Below are 17,350 nucleotides of genomic sequence, written 5' to 3' on the forward strand. Positions count from 1 at the left end.
TAACGCCGCGCCCGTCCAGTTCCACACACAGTTCGTCGAGCGTCAGATCGCCATTCTCGGCCATCCGCTGGCGCACGAAGTCGGCGTGAGCGGCCAACTTGCCGCCGCCAGTGCCATGGCCTTGCCGGCGCGGCTCAAGCGAGCCCCGCTCGGCGCGCAGCTTCATCAGATCGTTCACGAACTTCGGCGAAACCCGGAAATGACGCGACGCCTCACGGTTGCTGTTGCCCTCATCCACAAACGCCGCAACACGCTTACGCAACGCCATCGGTAACGGCTTGCCCATCACGGTTCTCCCTTCCACCGCAATGAATCATCAAACCGTCATTCAGGGAATCCCGAATTTAAAGGGCGACGTGCTTTAGATCGCCGCCTGCCTGCCCCGAATGTCCAGCGATATAGCCTTGGCACCCTAGCGCTTCCGCTCTCCGTTGCCTCGAGCCTTGGGGTCCAGCGTCTCATGCGCCTCACGCATTATCCGCAGTGCCTCGTCCGGGGTGAGGCCGCATCTGCGGGCAAAATAAGCCGCCTCTGAGGCGGCGACGCGCGCGGCCGCTTCTATAGTGGACAAAGTCAGCTTTGATTTCTTCTTGGCCATCGGTTCATCGTGCTATGATTGTTTAGTCAGCTAATAACTCCGCTCTTTGTTCGGGCATCAAAGATCGCAATTTGCCGCGGTCAGGCTGCGGCTATCCAGAAGGCGCTACCAGCCTTGGCGGGCATACCACTCATCGATGTCGCGGCGGACGCGGTCCTTCTCGATGCCGTAGCGTTCCTGGATCATGCCTTCGAGCTGGTCCCGCTTGCCAGCAATCCGGTCAAGGTCGTCGTCAGTGAGCTTGCCCCACTGTTCCTTGACCTTGCCTTTGACCTGCTTCCAGTTCCCTTCGACGCGGTTCCAATCCATGGTGTTGTCTCCTTCGTTTGTTTGAGAACTAACGGCGGCGCTGCCCCGAGGTTCCTGACTGCCGGGTTGAGACCGATGAAGGCGCAATAATCGATCGTGTCGAGACCCTGTCCAGACCAGCGCGTTACCTCTTTACCCAAAGTTGGCACTAGCGAGCGGATCCACGCTTCGATCGCTTCGAACAGGGATCGCCAGTGTCCCAGAAGAGCACGTCTGGAAGAAGCCATGAGGCAGCGTGAAGGCCATCGCGTAGGTTCGATATGGCGACGTCTTGGTGTGCAAGCGAAAACGATTGTTGATCGGGGAATTGGTGGCAACGACGGCGTGTGATGCCGCGATGATCCGCCGTTCCCGGTGCTTGAGCGTCACCACGGTGCTGTTGGCAAAGATGAGACCGCCCCTTTCGCGGATAGCCGCGACAAGTCCACGAAGGTACCGCAGCGGGTGGAAAGTCGCCTGGTTCGGGTAACGAATGACTGGCGCCTTTTCGAACCCCTTGAGCGGCACACCGGTCACGAGTTTGGCAGCCGCACCGATCGTTCTCGCGGCATCGAACTCCTCCTGGCGTTGATCGCGGGCGGCTTTCGGCCGAATACCCAGCCGGCGAAAATTACAATCGATGCCGAGTTCGCCAACGATTTCCTCAAGACGGGCGACTGCCGCTTCCTGGCTCTGGTGGAACAGCCGAGCCATTTCTTCACCGCGAATATTGATTAGTGCACCGAGCCCATCGTCGCAAATCGGCGCGAGATGGGCTGTCGTTCGCGACGTCATGCCGGCGGCTATGGGGCCGCGATCAACCACGACAACGGTCTCACCAACGGCGGTTGTTCGTAGGCCACGGACAGTCCGGCAATCCCGGATCCGATGATTACCGTATCGCAATTGAACGTCCCCGAGAAACGCGGAGCGGCGGGATCGACTTCCACCTTCATCCAGAGAGACCGGGTTTGTTCGCCCTTCGGATTCATGCCTAACTCTCGGTCCACTGGCGTTTAACGAGCAGCTTTCTGATTGACTTTTCGCTCGGCGATCGTGGTCAGCTTATTGTCGGCCGCTTTTTCCTCAGTGAGAGTTGTGATCAAAAGTTTTGCAACTGCGTCCTTGCCGGTCTGTTCCGCCCAGGCGATGAGCGTTCCATATCGGGTGATCTCGTAGTGCTCGACGGCTTGTGCTGCGGTGATGAGCGCGGCATCGAGCACCTTCTTATCGGCAACTTCTCCCACGATCTCGTCGGCCTCCTTGATAATGCCGTCGATCGCTGGGGCGAACGCATCCTTTTCGCACGCGCTGAATTGGTGTCGCACTGGCGACAAGCGTTTTTTGCCGTTGCCGAACTGTTGCGGAACAATGCCGCCGGGTTTCAGTTTTCGCCTAGCTATTTAGCGCACGCGTGCCAATCTGCCTTCGGCGAATTTGCTCAGAATGACAAGGCGACAACAATGGCGAAGAGGCGGAAACCAGAGACACGGCCGACCACTTCTGATCGGCGGCGACATATGTTCTGGTGGACGGCGTGGGCAACAGCGGGTGTCGCTGTTCTTCTAATCGCCGGCACGACAGGGGCTATCCGCAGCAACACTTCGCGTGAAGCCGCCGTCTCGCAGCAAGTCGGCGGCGATGTCGAGCGCGCTGTTCCGGTAATGATCCGCAATGGCTGCGGAGGATGTCATGAAATTCCTGGTGTGCCCGGCGCTCATGGGAGCGTCGGCCCATCCCTGCGCGGTGTCGCAGAGCGGGCCTATATTGGCGGCCGCGGCGGCCGGACCTCTTCAGATGCGATGATGCGCTGGATCAGCAGATCACGGGACGTCGATCCGAAAACGGCCATGCCGAACATCAACCTGTCGCCCCAGGAGGCGCGCGACATCACTGCGTATCTCTTTGCGCGGACGTGAAATCGGAAAGACGAGATGCAAGGCGAGAACGCCTTGCCAGGAGTAGGAGCAAGCCGAACGATAAACCAGCACTGGTCATCACCAGTGCCTGGCCCGCGAGCAGGGTGACCGTCTGTTGTGTCGTCGAGCCTGCCCGCATCTGGCGCACGTCGGCTGCCGTCACGCTGAGTTTCGGATTTCCGAAACGGGTACTTACATAGTTGGCGAGGCTCGCCACTTGGCCATCATCCAGCCAATCTGAGAATGCAGCCATCGACTTGCGACCTGCTACGTCGCCCGCCTTGACGCCGGTAAGAATTGTCATGACGAGATTCTCAGGAGTGGCCGCGCCCAGGGTACTGTTGTGGGTCAGTGAGGCATTCGAAGAGTCAGGCGATCCGCTTCCATCTAATCCATGGCAGCCCGAACACAGAGACCCGTAAAGGTCGCTAGCCGTGCTGGTGCTGCCTTGCGCCACGTTGCTGGGGTCGGCAGCAGTGGCCGTAGTCGCCCCGCTCCATGAGAAACGGGGCTGCTGCTCGTCTCCGGATTGGGAAGGAACCTCCCTGAGATAGGCGACTATGGCGCCAATGTCGTCATCGGAAAGATGTTGCAAGCTGCTCATCACCGTTTCCGCCATCGGACCACTGGCATAAGCCTTTCCAGGCGCGGCGCCGGTTTTGAGAAAGCGAAACAGCTCCTCATCGCTCCAGCCTCCAATTCCCGTCGTCTTGTCGCCGGTGATGTTGAAGGCCTGCCAGATGCCCGCGGCACCACCGGCGAACTTGCGATCCTCATCCTCGCCGAATGTCACATTCCTCGGTGTGTGGCAGGCACCGCAGTGGCCGAGCACATCCACCAGATAGGCGCCCCGGTTCCAGGCCTGGGTTCGACTTCGATCCAGCGTGAAGCTGCCGGGACGATAGTTCGCGAGTTTCCACAGCCCGAGGGCCCAGCGCTGATTGAATGGAAACGGCAGGGTGTTTTGCGGTCGGGGCTGAATGATCGGTGTTTGCACAAGGAGATAGGACCTGATCGCGAGCACGTCCTCGCGGCTCATCCTGGCGAAGCTGTCGTACGGCATGGCCGGATAAAGATCGGTCCCGTCGCGCCCTACGCCTTCCCGGACGGCTCGCACGAACTCATCCTCGGAATAGCGGCCGATGCCTGTCTCCTGGTCCGGTGTGATGTTGGTAGAGTAGACATCGCCGAAGGGCGTCGGCACGGGATATCCGCCGGCAAACAGTCGACTTGGGTTGGAGGTATGACACCCGACGCAATCGGCGGCTCGCGCAAGATATTCACCCTTCTGGATTTCATCTGCCGCCAATTGGATGCAACAGGCCGCCAGCGCCAAGGCGGCCACGATGGACCGCGCGATGATGGCGGCGAAGGCCTGAAGCATGGCAGGACCCAGCCGCAGGAGTCGGCCTCCCAGCGTGAGCGCGCGGCGGTTTTGGCCGGAGCCCGAGGCCTGTCGCCCTTGTACGGGCCAATGCGTCTGCCATTGGCAGGAGGCCGGCGGCCGCCGGTAACTTGGCATACTCATAATTCGCAACCGCTGAAGATCAGCCCAGCCGCGATTTGCACCAGCATGGCCAGCGCAAACAGCGCTCCGATGCCGACCGAAGTGCCGGCCAGAAAGCGCCGCGTGCGCGCGTGCAGCGGCGGGCTTATGCCGAAGCCAACGTCCCGTAGGGCGCGCCAGGACAAGGCAATACCTGCCAATGCGGCGCCGGTAGCCAGCAGCGAAAACAGCGCCGTTGGACGAAACCCGGAATGGCACTGCAAGTCGGCAATCGCATAGTCGACCTGTAGCGACACTGCCCAAGCGATTGGCCCGCTAGCAAAGCCGGCCCAGGAAACGCCATTGCTGATCGCCCGCATTTCACATCCTCGGCGCCCAATACATGACGAGATAGAGCACAGCCCAGGAGGCGACTACGAAGTCCCAGTAGAACGCATTGTCCGAAACATCGCTGAGCCGGCGGCCTACCTTTCCCTTTTGCGTGAACATCAAAACAGCGAGCACGATTGTGTCTCCGACGTCGGTTAGAAGATGCGATGTGTGCAGTGCAAGCAGGAACCAGACGATTGAACCGTAGGCGTTCTGGTCCCATGAGATGCGAAGCGCGGGAAATTCCCAGATACGCACGATCAGGGGCAGGATCCCGACGATCGTCATGAATACCATGCCGGCGCGGACCTTATGGAAATCCTGCTGTTTGGCCCAGCGGTCGACCAAGTGATTGGGAACAAGGCTGGCGAGCAGAATGATCAGTATTGCCGTACCTGGCGCCAGATCGGGTGCGGGCGCCGCAATTGGCCAGTGTGGGGCCAGGACAGCCAGGTAGAAATAGGTGCCGATCGCCAGAGCGAAACCGGTGGCTTCAAGGGCGATGAAGGCGAGTGTTCCCCACCACATTGGGCTCGCTGCGCCGAAACCATATGTGGGGAGATGGCTGACATCGACGACGGGGCGTTGTTTCATTCCTCGTCCTCCGGTTCACCCTTTGGCCAGAACCAGCAGATGAAGCCGATTGAGATCGGTATCGCGCCCCAAACCACGGCCCATGGCGTGTAGATCGAGGCGAAGAATGTACCGCCTACGGCGGTCGCTGAGAGCAGTGGCCAGATCGAATTGTCAGCCGATGGCAGGCGCAGTTGCGGCACAGCGTCCGCAACCATGCCGCCGAGCACCTCGCGCGCATCAACGCGCAGACCCTCGATGACTGCGAGTGTATCGGGCTCAGCCCAAAGTGGCTCGCGATGAGTCACCACCGGCAAGCGCGGAAAATTATAGGACGGCGGTGGCGAAGTCGTAGCCCATTCGAGCGTGCTCGCACCCCACGGATTGTCGCCGGCGGGGAGGCCGTTCCGAAAGCTGAGCAGCATGTTTAAGAAGAAGAGTGCGAAGCCGACGAATAGAACTAGTGATGAAAGACTGATGAAGAGGTTAGCGCTGCCCCAGCCGCTTTCCAGCGGATAAGTGTAGACGCGGCGCGGCATGCCCTGCAACCCGAGAATGTGCATCGGAAAGAAGGTGAGGTTGAACCCGAGGAATACAAACCAGAAATTTAAGTGGCCGAGCCGCTCGGAAAGCATGCGGCCGGTGGCTTTAGGAAACCAGTAGTAGACGGCACCGAGCAAGGGGAAGACCGCGCCGCCGACGAGCACGTAATGGAAATGCGCGACCACAAAATAGGTGTCGTGCACCTGCAGGTCTATCGGCACTGAGGCGACCATGACCCCCGTCAGGCCGCCAATGACGAAGGTGAAGATGAAGCCGAGCACGAAAAGCAGCGGTGTGGCAAAGATCGGCCTGCCACCCCAGATCGTCGCAATCCAGCAGAATACCTGAATGCCGCTCGGGATGGCGATCATCATCGAGGAGGCGGTGAAGAAGCTTTCGCCAAGCTGCGGCAGACCCGTGGCGAACATGTGATGCACCCACAGTCCAAAAGACAGGAAGCCGATCGCAATCAGCGACAACACGATTCCGAGATAGCCGAAGACGGGACGGCGTACGAAGGTGGGCAGAATAGCCGAGACAAAGCCGGTCGCTGGAATGAATATGATATAGACTTCGGGATGACCGAAGAACCAGAACAGATGCTGCCACAGCAGCGCATCGCCCCCCGCCGCTTGATCGAAGAACTTGGTGCCGACGAGCCGGTCGAGGATCAGCATTGTGCTCGAGACCATCACGGCCGGCATGGCGAACAGTATGACAAAGGCCGTGATCAACACCGACCAGACATAGAGCGGGATGCGGTCGAGTGTCATGCCGGGGGCGCGCTGTTTTAAGACCGTCGCAATGATCTCGACCGCAACCGCCAGAGCCGATACTTCTGTGTAGGTCACCATCTGCGCCCAAAAGTCCGGGCGTTTGCCAATGCCATAGAACTGTCCGGCGAGGGGAACGTAGGAAAACCACCCTGCATCAGCGCCTGTATTGAAGGCAAATGCGATCCAAATCATTATTCCGCCTGAAACGTAGATCCAGTAGCTAAAGGCATTGAGGCGAGGGAAGGCCACGTTGCGCGTGCCAATCATCAGCGGTACCAAGTAGACCGCGAACGCCTCCATAACCGGCACGGCGAACAGAAACATCATGGTCGTGCCATGCATGGTGAAGAGCTGATCATAGAAGTCTGGGCTTATACGCCCAGCCTCGGGCGCGGCGAGCTGAAACCGCATGACGAGTGCCGACAGACCTGCAAGAATGAGAAATAGGAAAGCCGTCACGACATAGCGCCGGCCGATCACCTTATGATCGACCGTGGCCAGCCAGCCATAAAGCCCTTTTGGTGTCTGCCAGGCATGGGCGAGAAAAGCGACCAACCTTGCCTCGTCGAGGCCGGTGTCGCGAACGCCTTTCAGTTCCTCTATTCGATCGGCGTTCTTTTGCCGAATGCTGCTCATTCGAGGCTTCCAAGATAGGTAATAACCGCATTGAGGTCGTCGGCGCTGAGGGCGATGCGCGGCATTTTCGCGCCAGGTTTTACCGATTGGGGATCGGCAACCCATGCAGCAAGCGCGCCCGGCGTCATGGCAAGAGCATCGGCAGCCAATGAACGGCGGCCAGCGACATGGGTCAAGTCAGGTCCGACCGTTCCGCTGGCAGGCGTGCCCCTGATCGCATGGCAGAGCGCACATCCGGTCCCGAGAAAAGCCGCCTGGCCGCGTCGTTCTTCGTCGCCGGAGGGGGTTACGGCATTGGCGTCTTGCCTGGATCGCCAGGCGTCAAACGCTTCGCGGCTTTCGGCGACAACAGTGATCGCCATATGGGCATGCTGGTAACCGCAGAACTCGGCGCACTGACCGCGATAGACGCCGGGTTTGTCGGCGATGAGGGTCAGTTCGCTCGGCCGACCCGGGATAAGGTCTCTTTTGCCTGCAAGGCTTGGTACCCAGAAGCTGTGAATGACATCGAGCGAATCGAGTTTGACCTTCACGGACTCGCCGACCGGAACATGGAGCTCATTCGCCGTGACGATTGCCTGCAACGAACCGATTTTGGGATAGCGTATCTCCCACCACCATTGATGACCGGTGACACGGACGGTGACCGTCTCGCTTCCACTCATCGAAGCGATCGATTTGCCGGCGAAAAAGCTTCCTGTCGTCAGCGCAATGAGAACCACCACCGTCAAAGCCGTGGCGCTTCCGACAGCACAGTTCAGTCGACGTTCCTGATCGGGATCGATCTGCAGCGGTGATCGCGCCTCAGGCGGGCGGCTTCGGAAAAGCGCCATTGCCAAGACCAGTACGGTAAGAAGCCACGTCGTTGCGGCAACTGCGCCGAAGGTCCAGATGAGGTCGAATATCTTTCGGGCATTGTCGCCATGCGCATGGAGCGCCGATTGCCAGTCGCTGCATGCCGTCAGAAACAAGGTCGACACGAGAGCTGCCCCTCTCAGGCTCTGTCTTAGGCCCGCCGGTTTTCCTGAAAGGGTGGCGGCAAAACTACCGGATGAGATCCGTGGTCGATGGGCAAAGTCGAGCAGGATTGGCGATCGTTTCCGCTTCCTACGGCAGATCAACGAACTCGTGCACCTTGCCATGACGAATGTACCATCAATGCCAAGGCCATAACGCGGCCGGTTATAAAAGGATGCTCAGCACCGTCGGTTCTGGTTCGAAATCGGTGCGAAGTGCTTCGGCAACACATGTCACTGAGGACATGCTTGAAGACCGAGCTAATCGGAGCCTCCGGAGGGTAAATGAATTCCGACGAGGGTAGGGGGAAACGACCCAGCAGCACCTGCTGGAGGAAATGTGCGCTGCGGCAGCTCAAATCCCAGCGTACGCTAATATTTCAGCCGCCTTCGGCAAGGCCGCCAGGAGAATCGGAACGAGATCTATACTTCAAAGGAGGCCACTACGGTCCGCTGTCTCGGGGCACAACTCTGACTGGTACCGATTTCCCAGCTGGAACATGAGCCTTCTTTGCCCGATGCCAGAGAGGGACCAATGGATTGAGTTCCGGATAGTAGCCGGCACAGTTGCCCTCGGGAATTGAATAGGGTGTGACCCGCAAACCGCGCACCCGCCGCTCCACACCGTCATCGGCATGGGTTTCGAGATCGATTTCCTGCCCGGCGCTTAACCCGAAACGCTGGATGTCCGCCTCGTTCATGAGCAGCACCATTCGGGTTCCGTAGACGCCGCGAAGCCTGTCGTCATAGCCGTAGACGGTGGTATTGAACTGGTCATTGGAGCGAACTGTGATCAGCGTCAGCACATTGTCACCGGAAAGATCGATATCGGGATTTGCCTCCAGCATCGACGGCAGCTTGAAATTAGCTTTCTTGTTCGGTGTCTCCCACGCGCGTTTCGATGCCTTGATATCGCGATGAAATCCGCCGGGCTTGAGAAACCGCGTGTTGAAATCGCGGAAGTGTTGAGGATAGCACCGTTCGATCTCGTTGCGGATTAGCGAATAATCAGCAACCCATTGGTCCCATGCGATGGAACTTTTGTTCGCCACCGTAGCCTTGGCAAGTTCGGCGACGATTTTAGGCTCCGACAGGAGGTTTGGCGACGCGGGAGGGCGCGATCCAAAGGAGCCGTGGATGCATGCGGTCGAATCTTCCATTGAGACGGTCTGGTCGCCGCTTCCCTGGTGATCCCTTTCCAGCCGGGACAGGCAAGGGAGAAGATAGGTGACGGCTCCCGGGATGAGATGGCTGCGGTTGAGCTTGGTTGCGATCTCGACATGGATGCTTAATCCGCGCCAAGCCTTCTCGACCAGACCGGTTTCCGGCACTGCGCGAACGAAATTGCCTCCCAATCCGATGAAGCCATTGACCCATCCCCCGATGACGCCTTCGCAGGTCTCGACCGTATCGAGGCCTTTCTCGCGCGGTGGCTCGAATGCGTAGTACTTGGCGAACTTGTCCAAGGGAGCGAGTTCAGGTTTTTCAGTTATGCCGACGGTGCGCTGGCCCTGAACATTGGAATGGCCACGCAGCGGCGAAATGCCGGCGCCGGGTTTGCCCATATTGCCGCGCATCAGCAGCAGATTGCACAGCATCTGGACATTCTCGGTGCCATGCCGGTGCTGGGTCAGGCCCATGCCGTAGTTGCCGATTACCGCGTTGGAACGACTGTAGATTTCCGCGACATGCTCCAGATCGGCCTGGGCGATACCGGAGCGTCGAACAATATCGTTCCAGCTGGCATCGCGCAGATATAATTCGAATTCGGCAAAGCCGTGCGTGTGCTCCGCGATGAAATCGACGTCCAGGACCCGCTGATTGGCTTGTTCACGCGCAGCATCGTCGAGCGCAAGCACAGCCTTGGCGATACCCGTCATGGCTGCGATGTCGCCGCCGCAACGAACCTGAAAGAAGTCGCTGGACATCTTGGTTCCAGGCCCCGGCGACAACATGTCGGCGGGGCTTTGCGGATTCTTGAACCGCTGCAGCCCTCGCTCGGGCAATGGATTGAAAGTGAACACCGGCACCTTTCGTTGACGCGCCTCCTGCAATGGATGCAGCAGCCGGGGCGCCGTGACGCCGGTGTTATGGCCGAAGAAGAACATCATGTCAGTTTTCGAGAAGTCCTCGAGTTGAACGGTCCCCACCGGGGAGCCAATCGACTCGGGCAGGCCGACCGAGGTCGATTCGTGACACATGTTCGACGAATCCGGCAGGTTGGATGAACCGTAGATGCGCGCGAAAAGCTGATACATGAAGGAGGCCTCTAACGAGGCTCGGCCGGAGGTGTAGAAGACGACCGATTTCGGATTGAGCCGCTGGAGCTCGACGGCGATCTCGCGGAATGCAATTTCCCAAGCAACCGGTTCATACTGGTCGGTGACCGGATTATAGCGCAAGGGATCCGTCAGCCTGCCCTGTTTTTCCAAGTCCCGGTCTGGCCAATCGAGCAATTCCGCGACCTTGTGCTGTGCGAAGAACTCCGGCCCACAGCGCAGTTTCGTCTGATCCCACATCGTGGCCTTAGCGCCGTTTTCACAGAACTCGAAAGGCCTAGGTTGGGCCGGTTTCGCCCATGAGCAGGACACACACATATAGCCGTCTGCCTTGTTCTGCTTGAGCAGCGTGCTCCATATTCCGGACAGCAACAGGCCCTCGCTACGCGCGTGACGCGCCAGGGAACGGAGCGAGCCCCAGCCTCCGGTTGGGTGTTCGTATTTCTTTATTTCTATGTGATCGGTCACGGCGGGTTTCATGGCGAGCCATCCCTTGCTAGAGACATGAACCCCGCCCGCGACCGATTGTTCCCGTCGTGGCCGGCCAAGCCACCGAACACTCCTTCGCCACATACAGCGTTGCGGAACATTTTCCTCAGTCATCGATTGAACCACGAGCCGGAGAATTCGGCCGGGGAGTGGATCGCGTATCCAGTCTGATTCGACAAAACGCCGGTACGATCGCGAGATTCAATTATCGCGTGGTAAGAAGATGAGATTGTTCTCTATCAGCAAGAGCAATCATGGAGTCAGCAACTCGACAATTCGTAGTGGAAACACCACAAAGTTCGCCTGTCATATACTTAGTTTCCTGTGCTTTGTCCTGATATCGGCTGTTTTATCGGCGTGCTCTTCATCGAGGGACCAGATTGACGGCCAATTGAGAACCGCGGCTTCCGCGGCGGAAACGGCATCGATGGCCCTGGACGCTTGGCTCGCCGGGGCGACTCCTCAAAATTATACGTCACGTACGCTGCAATCGGTCGGCCGGAAGCTCTCCGATGCCGAAACCCAAATCCAATCAGCCGATTCACCTGAGGTCCCCGACCGAGCCGGACTGATCACGGCCATCAGCCGCCTGGCGGCCGCGGTAGCGAACGCGGAGGCGGGATTGCAGGACAACGACCCTGCGAAAGTGGAGCGGGCGCAGCGGGATGTGCGAAACGCTATTGCCGCCCTGGCCGCCGCCTATACCAAATCCTTTAGCCCGCACCCATGAAAAAGGTATTGGAAATATCGTTGGGTGTTGTCACCAGCGTTGGCGGTTTTCTCGAAGTCGGTTCACTGACGACAGCCGTTCAAGCCGGTGCGGCATTCCATTTCCAGCTGATCTGGGCGATCGTTCTGGGGACGATCTGCATCGTCTTCCTCGTCGAGATGGCAGGTCGCTTCGCTGCCGTTAGCCATCACACCATCGCCGATGGGATTCGGGAACGATTTGGCTTTAACGCCTTCCTCTGGCCGCTGCTGGCGGTCCTTCTGGTCAATCTGCTGGTCATGTCGGCTGAGATCGGCGGCGTTGCCATTGCGCTCGAACTTGCCACCGGAATCGGCTTCCATTGGTGGGCGCTGCTGGTGGCATTGCTGGCCTGGGTTTTTCTCTGGAAAGGCACGTTCGGCTTTATCGAAAAAGGCGTTTCGATGCTCGGGCTGGTCACACTGTGTTTTGTGGTCGGCGCGGTGATGCTTAAGCCCGGTTGGGGTCAGGTCGCGGCGGGCGCTATTCTCACTGTGCCAGACCATGACGCGACCAATTACTGGTTCATGGCCGTCAGCATTCTTGGGGCGTCAATTTCACCTTATCTGTTCATGTTTTACTCGTCGGGGGCGATCGAGGATCGCTGGGACGAAAGCTATCTCGGGGCCAATCGCGCCATTGCGGCGATGGGTATGAGCTTTGGCGGCACGATTTCCGTAAGCGTGCTGATTGTCGCCGCGCTTGTGCTTGCCCCGCACCGCATAGACCAGGTGTACGACTACCATCAGTTGCCGCTGATCCTGTTCCCGATATTCGGCTTCTGGGGCTTTGTCCTGTTCATTGCTTCGCTCGGTATAGCTTGCTTCGGTGCCGTGCTCGAAGTTGGGCTGCAGCAGGCCTATCTCGTGGCCCAAGGTTTCGGATGGACCTGGGGCGAGGACCAGAAACCGCGGGACAATCCTGGCTTTAGTACGGTCTACACGGTGGCGTTGTTTCTCAGCGCCCTACCGATTGCGGCCGGCGTTGACCCGCTGAAGCTCACGATCTTCTCGATGGCGCTGACGGCTGCCAGCCTGCCTCTCAGTGTGATTCCCTTCCTGTTCCTGATGAACGACAAGCGTTATGTCGGCAAGCACCGCAATGGGATGATCTCGAATGCCGCGGTCATCTTTGTTATCGCGCTTGGCTTCGTGCTGGCGATCGTGACGATCCCTTTGCAAATATTCGGAGGCACGTGATGGATCTGGTCCGCGACGTTCTGGACAAGCAAGTGATCGACCGCGAGCAGGTCAAGATCGGCAAGGTCGATGGCTTGGTGGCGGAACTGAGGCCAGGCAAGCCACCAAGGATCGTTGCAATCGAACTAGGATCGATTGCGCTGGCGCGCCGACTTGGTGCACGGCCCGGACGCTGGATGGCGGGACTGTCGGCAAGGCTGGGCGGCAAACGCCACAGCGAGCCGCATCGGATCGCCTGGAACAAGGTGCGCGACATCGGCATCGATATCGAGGTCGACATCGATGTCCGCGAGACGGCGATCTTCTGTTGGCAAAACTGGCTGCGCGACCACGTCGTCAGCCGCATCCCGGGGGCGGGCTGATGGCCGCGACCATCAATCTCGAGCGCCTGGTTGGCCGACGCGTGTTATCGCCGCGCGGGAAAAGCATCGGCTACATCGAGGAGATTCGCGCCGAAAAGGACGGGCACGATCTTGTCATTACCGAATTCCACGTAGGCATCTACGCCGCATTCGAGCGACTTTCCGCTTCGGCGATAGGCGCGGCGGTGCTCGATGCATTGCGGCTACGCCGTGACGGTGGCTTTTATCGCATTCCTTGGGACAAGATCGATATTTCCGACCCCATGCAGCCGAGGCTTTTGTGTCCGATGGAGGATCTTGCCCGCATGAAAGGAGACCCCGGACAGTCGCAAGATCAAAAGAAACGCAAAAGCGGGGCAAACCGTTAGCGCACGAGGCGCGCCATAACGAAAATCGCGGCTGCAAGAGCACCTGAAGTCCACCAACATGAAATGCCGGAACATGGCTTTGTCGGGGGCGTTGAATTGTCATCGAAATGACCCTCGAGGGGCCGCTACTGAAAGATCAGCCGAATGTATCCCTTTGCTTCCTACATAATCTGACCGCTTGTAGAGGCGACGGCCTTCGCCCAGAGCTTGTCCGAATGCTGAACATACGCGCTGCATCGTCAGATGTGCTGCAGCTTCATGCCACACGCGCGAACGGTTTCGAACAAGTGGGGCCAAATCCCGTTGGAAATATCGAAGGCACGCTTCCGGATCGGATTTTGCGTTATCCTGCCGAGGTCAAGGCGAAACATCCATCGAATCGCCGACGCCGATCTCGATAACACGAAGCGGTGTCTGCCCCCGCCCACTTGCGCGAATCCAAAGACTGACCAGGAACAGTGCCACTCCGCCATAGATCAGGCCGGCGGGGATCCACATCACAAGCCCTGCAAGCTGCTGGTCTTCGAGCGGCGCGAGACCCCAAAAGGTTGAGCCGATAGCATTTTCCGGATACCAGAGTCTCGGCGAGACGACGAGCAACGCCCCGAGCAAGCCAGTATGCAACGAGGTCAAAAAAAGATGCATTACCGCGTTGCCGCACGCGTATACTCGGCCCGGGCGAGGCAGCAGTGCCCACCAGAACAAAAGACCCGTGCCGACAAAGCTGGCGTGCTGCGCATAATGCCAGAGACCTTGGTGCAACGCAGCCCCGAAAAGCGGCGGGACATGCCACGCCCATATCGCAACGCCATGCAGGATGGTGGCGACCATAGGGCGGCTCGCGCACGCCCAGATTCCCCCAAGCATGCGCAGGTGGCTGGCTACGCGGAGCGCCCGGCGTAATCGCTTGGGTAGCGCCCGTATCATTGGGGCTCCCGGATATGAAGCAACTATCAGGGGCGCCGCTACCGCCATCAGCAATTCGTGTTCAATCATGTGAGCGGTGAACAACCGCTCGCCCAATGCATGAAGCGGGCTCACCAAGGCTGCCATCAATGCGACCCAGCCCGCAGCGAACAATAGGGCTTGCCGAAAACGCAAAGGGCGCGAGCGCCCGCTCCTTTGCCAAAGCCGGGCGGAGCCTACGACATAGAGCGATGCGGTTGCCGCCAATGGAAATATGATGGGAAGCGTCAACGTCCAGCCGGTATCAGGGCCGCTTGCGCCATAACAGAGCGAAGTTGAGAAGAAAGAATCGAAGCTCATCGCCTGCAACCGCTAACCGTGAGCGCGGCGGCCGCCACGATATTTTTGCCGCAATCCGCAATGGCCTGGCACCTTGCGGCGGCTTGCTGCTCGAGGCGGCCAAATCCTGAAGGAAATCCATGGCTTGGTGGACCAATTCACAGGAGCGTTCCCGGTTTCAATTCTAATAAGTAAGTTTCAAAGTTTCAAACGAGACAGGCCGCGTCGGATGCTGAGATCGGAGCGTCTGGGAGATCCGAAAAGCAAACAATGGTCGAGCCGCTACCGCAACCTCGATTTTTCCCTCGTACGAGCGAAAAAGCGAAACGCTGGCCAACCTGCGATCGTTTCCCGCAGGTTGCTGAAAAGCTTTCCATCTTCGTTGGCGGCGGCCCGAACCTGCACGGCAACCCAGCCAGCTTTCATCGTGGCGCCGACATGGCAATGACAAACGATGGCGTGCAGCTGCCAATCAGATAGCTCAAAGAAACGCCTCGCCTCGCCATAGGTGCCGTTCTTCAGCCCCTGCGCACGCAATATTGGGTCGGCGAACGCAATGCTCAGCGGTGAATCGATGCATTGCGCTTTATCTCGCACATCCAGCCTCATGTATTCGGTGCCGGGCAATGCTCCGAGGCACCGTTCGGGATCGCGCTCGAGAAGCGCGGCCCAGTGTTCCAGTCGCTGGTTCCGCGTCATCGCCGGACAGGCTGCATTGATGTCCGCGACCGCATTCAGTTCTTCGCGTGTCTGGTGTTTCATGGTCGTCTCCTGTTCGCTAGCCACACTGCCTGCTGCCGAGCGCGCGCCAAGTCGGAGTAGCCAGTTCGTCCCTATGGCGCTCGAACCTCCATTTCATCGGAAAGTTCCATCGCCACAAAAATTGTTCGAGGGAAGCCTTGCGATGCCATTTCATTGCTGGCAACCGGGGCCGCGGGTCGTGTCCCGCCAGGTGGTGTAGCTCGGCGGTAGCGAAGCCGCTCGCGAGCGCGCCCTCAACAGCGCGGTAGCGAGCGAGCGGCGCAGCGGTGGTCATCGATGCTCTTCCGTTAGGGTCGGGTTGCTGACACCAACCTGATTCGAAGGAAGCACCGATGACCGACGACATGATGAACCTGCGCGCGCTCGTGGAGAAGACCCCCCGATGCCGATCTCCTGCGCGAGATGATCGGCTTTGCCGCCGAGCGGCTGATGGAGTTGGAGGTGGGTGCCGCGACGGGCGCCGGCTAGGCGAAAAGAGCGCGCTGCGGACCGCCCAGCGCAATGGCTACCGCGACAGGGACTGAGAGACCCGGGCCGGAACGGTTGAGCTGCGCATCCCCAAGCTGAGGAAGGGCTCCTACTTCCCCAGCTTCCTGGAGCCGCGCCGCATGGCTGAGAAGGCGCTGACGGCCGTCATCCAAGGTATCTCGACCCGCTCGGTCGACGACCTGGTTAAAGCGATGGGCATGAGCGGCATCTCCAAGAGCCAGGTGTCGTGGCTGTGCGAGGAGATCGACGGCAAAGTGAAGGCCTTCCTCGAACGGCCGATCGAAGGTGACTGGCCATACCTATGGATTGATGCCACCTACCTGAAGGTTCGCCGCGGCGGCCGCATCGTCTCGGTCGCCGTCATCATCGCCGTGGGCGTCAACAGTGACGGTCGGCGCGAGGTACTGGGCATGGAGATCGGCACTTCGGAGGCCGAGCCGATCTGGACGGAGTTCCTGCGCAAGCTGACCCGGCGCGGCCTGCGCGGGGTCAAGCTTGTCGTCTCCGATGCCCATGAGGGCCTCAAGGCCGCCGTGACCAAGGTGCTGTGCGCCACCTGGCAACGCTGCCGGGTCGACTTCATGAGGAACGTGCTGGCGCACGCCGGCAAGAACGGCCGCCGGGTCGTCTCGGCCTTCATCGCTACCGCTTTCGCGCAGGAGACGCCCGAAGCCGCCAGTGCCCAGTGGCGCGCCGTCGCCGACCAGATCAGGCCGAAGGTGCCGAAGCTGGCCGCCATCCTCGACAACGCCGAACCTGACGTGCTGGCCTACATGACCTTCCCGAAGGAACACCGGGCCAAGCTTCACAGCACGAACCCGATCGAGCGTCTCAACGGCGAGATCAAGCGCCGAACCGACGTGGTCGGCATCTTCCCGAACGACAATGCCATCGTCCGCCTCGTCGGCGCGCTGCTGCTGGAGCAAAATGACGAATGGGCCGTGCAGCGGGCCCGCTACATGACACTGGAAACCATCAGCCAGATGAGCGATGATCCGCTCATCAGCCTGCCGGCCGTGGCGCGCTGATCAGCCCGGCTTCCTGCCGGAGAGCGCGGCGACCAACGCCGTGAGCTACACCACTTCCTGAGACACGATCGGGCCGCGTGACTCACGTGCAAGTGAAGGGCAATGTCTTCGCCTGGACGGGTCGCGCGGAACCTTCGCATATCCGCCTTGTCGAGG

Annotated in this window: 18 protein-coding genes and 1 pseudogene; 6 read left to right on the top strand and 13 right to left on the bottom strand. The window is 59.5% G+C overall.

Annotated elements, in window-relative coordinates:
- From F3H96_RS30765 to F3H96_RS28020, 5 genes are all read right to left on the bottom strand, one after another.
- A partial coding sequence (locus tag F3H96_RS30765) for a transposase (RefSeq protein ID WP_188131567.1) occupies positions 1-286 on the bottom strand: 286 nt, incomplete at its 3' end.
- Positions 287-412: 126 nt separating this feature from the next.
- Positions 413-598, bottom strand: a complete 186-nt coding sequence (locus F3H96_RS28005) for a hypothetical protein (RefSeq protein WP_149804894.1) — start codon at positions 596-598, stop codon at positions 413-415.
- A gap of 105 nt (positions 599-703) precedes the next feature.
- The gene (locus F3H96_RS28010) at positions 704-907 is read right to left on the bottom strand and encodes a CsbD family protein (RefSeq protein WP_149804895.1); all 204 of its coding nucleotides are present in this window, start codon (positions 905-907) and stop codon (positions 704-706) included.
- Between the two features lie 132 nt (positions 908-1,039).
- Positions 1,040-1,792: an FAD-dependent oxidoreductase gene (locus tag F3H96_RS28015; RefSeq protein ID WP_280177794.1), complete on the bottom strand. Its 753-nt coding sequence runs from the start codon at positions 1,790-1,792 to the stop codon at positions 1,040-1,042.
- A 110-nt stretch (positions 1,793-1,902) separates the two neighbouring features.
- Positions 1,903-2,223, bottom strand: a complete 321-nt coding sequence (locus tag F3H96_RS28020) for a DUF892 family protein (RefSeq protein ID WP_244620183.1) — start codon at positions 2,221-2,223, stop codon at positions 1,903-1,905.
- Positions 2,224-2,406: 183 nt separating this feature from the next.
- Between F3H96_RS28020 and F3H96_RS28025 the strand changes: the two genes are divergently transcribed.
- Positions 2,407-2,805: a c-type cytochrome gene (locus F3H96_RS28025; RefSeq protein ID WP_149804898.1), complete on the top strand. Its 399-nt coding sequence runs from the start codon at positions 2,407-2,409 to the stop codon at positions 2,803-2,805.
- Here the strand turns inward: F3H96_RS28025 and F3H96_RS28030 are convergent.
- The 6 genes from F3H96_RS28030 to F3H96_RS28055 form a co-directional block, all read right to left on the bottom strand.
- A complete protein-coding gene (locus F3H96_RS28030) occupies positions 2,777-4,189 on the bottom strand; it encodes a cytochrome c (RefSeq protein ID WP_188131568.1) in 1,413 nt (470 codons plus the stop codon). The two genes, F3H96_RS28025 and F3H96_RS28030, sit on opposite strands and share 29 nt — an antisense overlap.
- Positions 4,190-4,329: 140 nt before the next feature.
- Positions 4,330-4,671, bottom strand: a complete 342-nt coding sequence (locus tag F3H96_RS28035) for a hypothetical protein (RefSeq protein ID WP_149804899.1) — start codon at positions 4,669-4,671, stop codon at positions 4,330-4,332.
- 1 nt (position 4,672) lies between these two features.
- Positions 4,673-5,275, bottom strand: coding sequence for a cytochrome C oxidase subunit III (locus tag F3H96_RS28040; protein ID WP_149804900.1), 603 nt, complete (start codon positions 5,273-5,275; stop codon positions 4,673-4,675).
- Positions 5,272-7,209, bottom strand: a complete 1,938-nt coding sequence (gene ctaD, locus F3H96_RS28045; protein ID WP_149804901.1) for a cytochrome c oxidase subunit I — start codon at positions 7,207-7,209, stop codon at positions 5,272-5,274. Before ctaD ends, F3H96_RS28040 begins: the two co-directional genes overlap by 4 nt.
- Positions 7,206-8,189 (bottom strand): cytochrome c oxidase subunit II, encoded by a 984-nt coding sequence (gene coxB, locus F3H96_RS28050; RefSeq protein ID WP_244620184.1) that lies wholly within the window; start codon positions 8,187-8,189, stop codon positions 7,206-7,208. Before coxB ends, ctaD begins: the two co-directional genes overlap by 4 nt.
- Before the next feature lie 479 nt (positions 8,190-8,668).
- The gene (locus tag F3H96_RS28055; protein ID WP_149804903.1) at positions 8,669-10,984 is read right to left on the bottom strand and encodes an FdhF/YdeP family oxidoreductase; all 2,316 of its coding nucleotides are present in this window, start codon (positions 10,982-10,984) and stop codon (positions 8,669-8,671) included.
- A 436-nt stretch (positions 10,985-11,420) separates the two neighbouring features.
- Here F3H96_RS28055 and F3H96_RS28060 point away from each other — a divergent pair, with 436 nt between their 5' ends.
- Genes F3H96_RS28060 through F3H96_RS28075 form a run of 4 tightly spaced genes read left to right on the top strand, consistent with a single transcriptional unit; the run spans position 11,421 to position 13,670 of the window.
- Positions 11,421-11,723, top strand: coding sequence for a hypothetical protein (locus tag F3H96_RS28060; RefSeq protein ID WP_244620185.1), 303 nt, complete (start codon positions 11,421-11,423; stop codon positions 11,721-11,723).
- The gene (locus F3H96_RS28065; RefSeq protein WP_149804904.1) at positions 11,720-12,940 is read left to right on the top strand and encodes a divalent metal cation transporter; all 1,221 of its coding nucleotides are present in this window, start codon (positions 11,720-11,722) and stop codon (positions 12,938-12,940) included. The genes F3H96_RS28060 and F3H96_RS28065 overlap by 4 nt, the downstream gene beginning before the upstream one ends.
- Positions 12,940-13,302, top strand: a complete 363-nt coding sequence (locus tag F3H96_RS28070; protein WP_149804905.1) for a hypothetical protein — start codon at positions 12,940-12,942, stop codon at positions 13,300-13,302. The genes F3H96_RS28065 and F3H96_RS28070 overlap by 1 nt, the downstream gene beginning before the upstream one ends.
- The gene (locus F3H96_RS28075) at positions 13,302-13,670 is read left to right on the top strand and encodes a hypothetical protein (RefSeq protein WP_149804906.1); all 369 of its coding nucleotides are present in this window, start codon (positions 13,302-13,304) and stop codon (positions 13,668-13,670) included. Before F3H96_RS28070 ends, F3H96_RS28075 begins: the two co-directional genes overlap by 1 nt.
- 357 nt (positions 13,671-14,027) lie before the next feature.
- On the opposite strand, the gene F3H96_RS28080 is transcribed toward F3H96_RS28075, so the two are convergent.
- Positions 14,028-14,936 carry a cytochrome c oxidase assembly protein gene (locus F3H96_RS28080; protein WP_149804907.1) on the bottom strand — a complete coding sequence of 303 codons (909 nt, stop codon included), beginning with the start codon at positions 14,934-14,936 and terminating at the stop codon, positions 14,028-14,030.
- Positions 14,937-15,197: 261 nt separating this feature from the next.
- Positions 15,198-15,677 (bottom strand): hypothetical protein, encoded by a 480-nt coding sequence (locus tag F3H96_RS28085; protein WP_149804908.1) that lies wholly within the window; start codon positions 15,675-15,677, stop codon positions 15,198-15,200.
- A gap of 332 nt (positions 15,678-16,009) precedes the next feature.
- Here F3H96_RS28085 and F3H96_RS28095 point away from each other — a divergent pair.
- Positions 16,010-17,194: pseudogene (locus F3H96_RS28095) on the top strand (IS256 family transposase).
- The last annotated feature ends 156 nt before the right edge of the window (positions 17,195-17,350 follow it).

It is taken from the genome of Mesorhizobium sp. NFR06, assembly GCF_900115245.1.
Classification (GTDB): domain Bacteria; phylum Pseudomonadota; class Alphaproteobacteria; order Rhizobiales; family Rhizobiaceae; genus Mesorhizobium.